The organism is Williamsia muralis (genome assembly GCF_051487485.1).
GTDB lineage: Bacteria > Actinomycetota > Actinomycetes > Mycobacteriales > Mycobacteriaceae > Williamsia > Williamsia muralis_B.
Window position 1 is genome coordinate 630900 of sequence record NZ_JAHVCV010000004.1, and the last position, 6837, is coordinate 637736.

Annotated in this window: 5 protein-coding genes and 1 pseudogene; all 6 read right to left on the reverse strand. The window is 55.6% G+C overall.

Annotation, left to right across the window (positions count from 1 at the left end):
- Positions 1-265: 265 nt before the first annotated feature.
- On the reverse strand, positions 266-1336 hold the full coding sequence (locus tag KXR83_RS14180) for a glycosyltransferase (protein ID WP_437425348.1): 1071 nt from the start codon (positions 1334-1336) through the stop codon (positions 266-268).
- Entirely contained in the window at positions 1333-2202 is an 870-nt protein-coding gene (locus KXR83_RS14185; protein WP_437425349.1) for a glycosyltransferase, read from the reverse strand. Before KXR83_RS14185 ends, KXR83_RS14180 begins: the two co-directional genes overlap by 4 nt.
- Positions 2199-3164: an NAD-dependent epimerase/dehydratase family protein gene (locus KXR83_RS14190; protein WP_437425350.1), complete on the reverse strand. Its 966-nt coding sequence runs from the start codon at positions 3162-3164 to the stop codon at positions 2199-2201. Before KXR83_RS14190 ends, KXR83_RS14185 begins: the two co-directional genes overlap by 4 nt.
- The gene (locus KXR83_RS14195; protein WP_437425351.1) at positions 3161-4354 is read right to left on the reverse strand and encodes a glycosyltransferase; all 1194 of its coding nucleotides are present in this window, start codon (positions 4352-4354) and stop codon (positions 3161-3163) included. The genes KXR83_RS14190 and KXR83_RS14195 overlap by 4 nt, the downstream gene beginning before the upstream one ends.
- The gene (locus KXR83_RS14200; protein WP_437425352.1) at positions 4347-5666 is read right to left on the reverse strand and encodes a UDP-glucose dehydrogenase family protein; all 1320 of its coding nucleotides are present in this window, start codon (positions 5664-5666) and stop codon (positions 4347-4349) included. Before KXR83_RS14200 ends, KXR83_RS14195 begins: the two co-directional genes overlap by 8 nt.
- 171 nt (positions 5667-5837) lie before the next feature.
- A pseudogene (locus KXR83_RS14205) lies at positions 5838-6686 on the reverse strand (sugar transferase); the annotation flags it as partial.
- Between the last annotated feature and the right edge of the window lie 151 nt (positions 6687-6837).

A 6837-nucleotide genomic window follows, 5' to 3' on the forward strand; every position in this document is an offset into this window, starting at 1 on the left:
GTGGTACAAGATAAGCCCTGGGCCAATTTTAGCTTGCCAGGCCACATCTGCACCGGTGACAAACTGATTGAACTGCTTTATTATGCCCGCAACTAGGGTCGTCCTACGACCGACCGCTTGAGCTACACGAAACAAAAAGACTGATACAAACCGCAGAGTCAGAACGCACGACAGCAGGTCCTTCTTGCTGAGTTCTCTGTGTGGCAACAAACCCAAGTTTGCCTCAAGATCGCAGAGAACTGCAATGTTACTTATTCTTGTCACTCTAACTCGCTTCCCGATACGGCATCCTTGCGAGCTTCTCGCCCGCATTCACTGCCGTGGCGTATCGACTCCATACAGACCGGTCTCGCGTCCTAATGCTGAGAGCAATAACAACTATTGAGATGGCAACCTTGTTGCTAACGTAGCGTAATCGTTCAACGGCACCTACTGAACGGGTCTTGTCGAAGAAGACACGATTGCGCACTGAGAAGAAGAAGCGATCCGTTTCACTCGATCGAAGCATTGCAGCGAACCGCGAACCACTCGCTGCATCTGTCCACTTCGAGTCAACCTCTTCCACGATCGCAGCCGCGCAGAATAGCAAACTCCCGCCGAGACTTACTATTCGCGATGTGTATTCGGTGTCATCCTCGTATAAAAAAAGCGATTCATCCGGCAAGCCGATCTTTCTGATGACACTGGCAGACAAAAGTAGCCCACCGTAGGGCGCGTACGGAAGCTGAATCTGTACAGCCTGGCTGATTTCGGATGCAGGCACTCGTGGGGGCGAGGGCATAGGTCGGTAGCGAGTGACGATGCCGCTGGCCTTCCGTTTACGACTAAGAAGAGATCGCAGACGCCTTCCGAGATCCTGATACAAAAACGAACCCGGTGGTGCAAAAACTGCCTCTGGCGCCTCACCGTTTGCTAGGCGCCTGTGGTTGATGTTCATTACGCGGTTAGCCACGACCGCTACACCGGCGTCTTGGCCCGCCATGACGGCCATCTGGCGTTTCAGGCACGATTTAGCCGGCGTATTATCGTCATCAAGCAACCAAAGGGTCGACCATCCCCGCGCGATAGCCTCCCGAATGCCTCTATTGAACCCCCCTGATGATCCGAAGTTCCGATCTAGCAGTATGATAGAAAAGTCTGGTCCGGCCTCGGCCCGGGCCATGAGCAATTCGACAACGTTCCTCGGGCAGCCGTTCGCAACAACAAGAACGTGTGCAGCGCCCGCTGCCAGCGCCGCGTCTGCCATTTGCATACATAGTCCAGAACGATTTCCGTAAGTAACAGACACCGCACACACGTCGGCGACGACAGGCCCCGCAGTCTGATCAGGTCTCATAAGGGCGCCCAGCCTGGGATCTTAGTCCGCTCAATACTGTTGATTAGTTGGTCGAGCCTATATCTCTCGTTTGCGTCTAGCGTAGAAAACTTCCGCATATATATTCTATCGTTTTGCCCGAGTGCGCAACCCAATCCGAACGTTGCTTGCTTGACCCGAGACTTCACGACGAGACGGGTTGTTGCGACATGACCGACAGTCCGAGGTCCGTACTTCTTTAGGATCTTACGATCAAATCTACTAGACAGCGCCTGTTTCTCCGCGGACAGCGCCTGATTTATTCGATAGAATAGCAGCGAGTCATCCATCTTGTAGAAGCTGGATGCCGCAGCGGTTCTAATCCAGAGTTCCTTGTCTTGACAGCGCAACATCGCTTTGTCGTACGGGTTCGCTCGAAACCAGTCCGTAAGGCCAGCGACGGTGGGGTGCGAAAATGCATTACTAGCCAAAAAGCCAGCAGCACTAGTCGGTAGGCTGGGCTCATTGAAGCCCCCCCGAACTTTGCCGGCGGAGTCAATCATAACCGACCGAGTGCCCACTACGTCGTAGCCGCCGGAGTGAAGCACCTCTCGTTGTAGTTCGAGGCGCCGGGGGTGCATTATGTCGTCGGCGTCCATTCGGAATAGCAGTCTTGTTGAAGCGAGCCAAGCAATTTCGTTCAATCGAGTTGCCAACCCTGCCCTGTTCCGGTTGCCTACAACGGTCACCCGAGAATCATCGATAGCCTCCAGTCGCCCAACATCGGGCACACCATCTGCCACCAACAGCAAGGACCAATCCGAAGATGTTTGGGCGAAGACTGATTTAATTGCTATTTCAAGATTCCGGTCTATCGCAGTAAAAGGTATCGCGATGGTACAGCTCATACTGCGCCCGCCCGAAAACTAATGGATTCCGTGGCCCACTCATACTGCAGCCGAAGGCCCGTCTCGACAGGGACCTTTGCTGCCCATCCCAGTTTGTCGAGCGCAGCTTGGGTATCCGCTGCCGTCCGGTAGACATCTCCCCGCGCAGCTTCGGTACGGCGGACCTCCACTTTGACACCGGCAAAGCTTTCGATGAGTTCAATAGTCGAGTTCACCGAAATGTTTCCACCACCCGCAATATTTACTACGGTGCCGGGCTCACAATCGGCAGTCATTGCGAGACGATTAGCCTCGACGACATCGTCGATGTAAGTAAAGTCGCGGATTTGCTCGCCGCTTCCATAAATGGTTATGGGGTGGCCAGACGCGGCCGCACGGCAGAACCTGGTGAACGCCATGTCTGGACGCTGACGAGGACCGAACACTGTGAAATAGCGAAGTGATACGACAGGGAGCCCGTAGCTGCTCGCATAAATCCCGCACAAGTGTTCGGCCGCCAGCTTCGTCGCACCGTATGGACTCCTGGGTGACGGTAGCGCTGTCTCCACTGTCGGGTACGCTTCCGCGTCACCATACACCGAGGACGAGGAAGCGTATACAAACTTGCGGACCGATTTTGTTTGTCGCGCAGCCTCTAACAGCTTTTGCGTTGCCACGATGTTGTTGTTGACGTAGTCCGAAAAGTCCACGCCCCACGACTTTCTAACGCCGGGTTGTCCTGCTAGATGTACAACCACGTCTGCACCATCGAGAACCGACGGGAGATTAACAAGATTCAGGTCCTTCTCCAAGAATACAAACTTGGCGCGCGGTATATAACTCAGGTTTACCTGCTTCAAGCTTTTATCATAGTAGTCAGTAAACGAGTCTATTCCTACTATTTCGTTCCTGGGGTCGGCTGCAATTAGCTGACAGAAATGCGATCCAATAAACCCGGCCGCTCCAGTCACAACAACCTTCATTTATGCACCTCTCCAGTCGGTCGGCCCTCGCTTAGTTTAGCTGGGCGTTCAATTCGAGATCGTCCGACGCAATATATATCTCGCAAAGCGAGGCGTTGGGCGTCTGCGGTCAGGCTCATTGCGCGAAGAGCTTCGCTGTCTATGATCAAATCACGGTACTGACGGTCGGCGAAAAATCGGTCGACGGCGGAGCCCAGCTCATTTGCGTCGCCGAACGTCGTGTACCCAAGGCCGTTGATCACTTGGCGCTGGCGCGCGATCGTAGGTACGCCTTCCGCAAGTGCTTCAAGGGGAGCTATCGGGGCCCCTTCCCAAAGAGCCGTGTGCACATAGAGGCCAGCATTAGAGAAGACCTCGGCCACCCTCTCGGTCGACAGCCAGCCAGTAACCGTGATGCCAATCTGTTCCAGACTGCCACGAAGGATAGGATCACCGTCTCCAATCCAAACGAATTTCACGTCGCTTGACACGTAGTTCGTTACTGCGGCAAAGAAACTCGGGTCTTTCTGCATTGTCAACCGGCCTGCTGTCACGACCACCTTGTTTGGTGTTACTGCATTGGACTTCAGGCGGTTTACGGCAGAATCCTCTTTAAAGCCGTGAGGCCGATTAGGGAGCACACTAACTCTGGCCCTGACGGAGAGTCGACTAGCTTGTTCCGCTTCATGCGGGCTGACCGCAGCTATGGTATGCCGCCTATACCCCGCGAGTCGCTCGATAGCTTTATAGAGCCACCGCTTGCGCTTCCCGATGTCGAGCCGTTCGAAAGCGAAACAATGAGGGGAATAGACCAGGGTTTTGCCCATCCGAGTCGGAACGAGCCGCAGGATACCCGCGTAGCTCGAATGAAGGTGTACAATGTCGGGTTCGATTCTCCTGATCTCGCTAACAGCTCCCCACAGAAATCGATGTAGGCCGACATCGACGATCTCCTGGCTGCAATTCTCCAGCCGAGTTAGGCCTGTGACCGTGTCGCTCTTTCGCGACCGGGCGTAAATGCGATGATCGAATGAAGGCGATTGCTCAATGTACCCTGCGAGCGCCGTCTGTATTCCTCCGCCGAATGCCTCGCTGATATGGAGAACGGTTTGGGTTCTTGGCAATGAAGTTTGCCCCGCTGCATGAACCGGCGACCGGCCTGCTCTTTTCAACCAGTTTGCCAGAGACTGCTCCAACTCCACGCTACCCACGCCCAATTCCGAGGTAGTTCCAGCCGGCATCTCTCCAAGCAGTTCGGTTGAGGCAGTTTCTGCCGTCAATGATTTTTGGTGTTCGGACTATGGTGGCGAGCCTCACGGGATCCATGTTCACGAAGTCTGGCCACTCAGTCAGTACTAGAACAACGTCCGCTCCCTCACATGCGTCATCAATCGACGATCGGTAGTCGAGTGTCGGAAAGTGCATGCGTGCATTTTCCATCGCCTGCGGGTCGAACACACTGACAGCCGCCCCCTGCAGCTGGATCTGCCCCGCAACGCTCAGCGCGGGCGAATCCCGGACGTCATCAGAGTGCGGCTTGAACGCTGCACCTAGAATAGCAACGCGTGCGCCAAGAAACGATCCGCACGTCTGCCGCGCCATTTCAACCATTCGTGTCCGGCGCCGCATATTCACGTTGTCAACTTCGCGCAGGAACGTGAGCGCTTGGTCGGCTCCCAGCTCGCCAGCTCGTGCCATGAAAGCCCGGATGTCTTTTGGTAGGCAGCCGCCCCCGAACCCGATGCCGGCGTTTAAAAACTTCCTTCCGATTCGCTCGTCGTGGCCAATTGCGTCGGCCAGTTCAGTTACATCCCCACCTGCCGCCTCACAAACCTCTGCGATTGCGTTGATGAATGAGATTTTTGTGGCTAGGAAGGCATTTGCGGAAGCCTTTACAAGCTCTGCAGTCGCGAGATTAGTTCGGACAAACGGGGTGCCAGATTCTAGTGCGGCTGAATAGATCTCCCTGGCGATCGATTCCGCGGTTCCCTCGCTCGTACGATCAATTCCAAGGACGATCCGGTCGGGTCGCAATGTGTCCTCGACGGCGTGCCCTTCCCTTAGAAATTCGGGATTCCAAGCGACTTCGACGTCAATGCCAGCGCGTGATAATTGGCGGGCTCGTACTCCGAGGCGTTCCGCGGTACCCACAGGTACAGTGGATTTTCCGATAATCGTCGAGTCGCGCGCTATCTTCGGAGCCAGTTCGGTTATGACATCATCTACGAATCGAAGGTCTGCGGCGTACTCGCCGCGTTTTTGCGGTGTTCCGACAGAGAGGAAATGGACATCTGCGAAATCTGCCGCGTCTTGGTACGAGTCGGTGAACATAAGACGACCTGTGGCGAGATTCTTTTTCAAGAGGGCCTCCAACCCCGGCTCATAGAAAGGAACTTCCCCAGCTCGCAGCTTGGCAATCTTCGATTCGTCTACATCAATGCCGAGCACATCATGGCCCAACTCTGCCATACAAGCGGCGTGAGTTGCGCCGAGGTAGCCAGTTCCCAGTACCGTCATCCGCATTATGACCTCTTTTCATAAGTCCGGTTGTGCACCCCTGAGGGAGCGTGCCACATATTCGCGTTATCCAAGACTGGGCACGACTGATCTGGTAACAAGGCTCCGGCGGCATACAGTTTGAGCGCCGCCAATAAACTCCCTACCTTAATAAGAATCCTGTGCTGACCCACCGCATTAGTAGGCCCCATCACTGCTCAAGACTGCGCGCGCAGTGCGCCACAGGATCATCGCGTCCTGCATAATCGACCAGTTCTCTACGTAGGTCAGGTCCAATCGCACAGACTCTTCCCAGCTAAGATCTGATCTCCCCGACACTTGCCAGAGACCGGTCATGCCGGGACGCACAAGCATCCGTCGCGTGACCATGCCACTGTATTTTTCGACCTCGTCACGCAGCGGCGGTCGTGGCCCGACCAGACTCATGCTTCCGCCCACAACATTAAAGAGTTGCGGCAGCTCATCGAGGCTGTACCGGCGCAAGATCTTCCCGATCGGCGTGACACGAGGGTCGTCCCGAAGTTTGAAGAGCACCCCCGAGCCCTCGTTCTTCTGTGCGAGAGCGGCTTTCTGCTGGTCGGCACCGTCGATCATGGTGCGGAACTTCCACATGTCGAATGGGGCGTTGCCTACTCCAATGCGCTCGGCGCGATAAAAGATCGGTCCTTTCGACCCGACCTTGACCGCGATCGCACACACGACCAGTACTGGCGTCAGCGCGATGATGAGAACGAGTGCGCCCAGACGGTCAAACGCCGCCTTCAAGAATCGGTTGGCACCGTCGTATCGGGGCTTATCGATGTGCAACAGGGGCAGGCCGGCAACTGGACGAACCATCATTCGCGGGCCGGCAACGTCGACGACTCCTGGCGAGACAAGCATGTCTACATTCATGCCCTCGAGGTCCCACGAGAGTTCGCGCATCGCAGAATGCCCAAGTACTTCTGCTGAGGTGACGGCCACGGTGGTTGCCCCGCAGAGCGCTACTGCGTCGCGGGCATCGGCAAAGTTGCCGTAGATCGGAATGGCTGACGGCGCTCATTGAAATTCCCCAGTAACGCTCACTGAAATTCCCCACCCGTGTGGCACCGCCAACGAGGGCGGGTCTCCCTCGATGCTGATGGTCTCTGACCACTCATCAGCTACTCGAAGGAGACCCGCTTTCTCATGCTTACAT

Excerpts from the sequence above, each read along its gene's own strand:
- KXR83_RS14180 (WP_437425348.1), bottom strand. The coding sequence starts at position 1,336 with ATGAGACCTGATCAGACTGCGGGGCCTGTCGTCGCCGACGTGTGTGCG.
- KXR83_RS14185 (WP_437425349.1), bottom strand. The coding sequence starts at position 2,202 with ATGAGCTGTACCATCGCGATACCTTTTACTGCGATAGACCGGAATCTT.
- KXR83_RS14190 (WP_437425350.1), bottom strand. The coding sequence starts at position 3,164 with ATGAAGGTTGTTGTGACTGGAGCGGCCGGGTTTATTGGATCGCATTTC.
- KXR83_RS14200 (WP_437425352.1), bottom strand. The coding sequence starts at position 5,666 with ATGCGGATGACGGTACTGGGAACTGGCTACCTCGGCGCAACTCACGCC.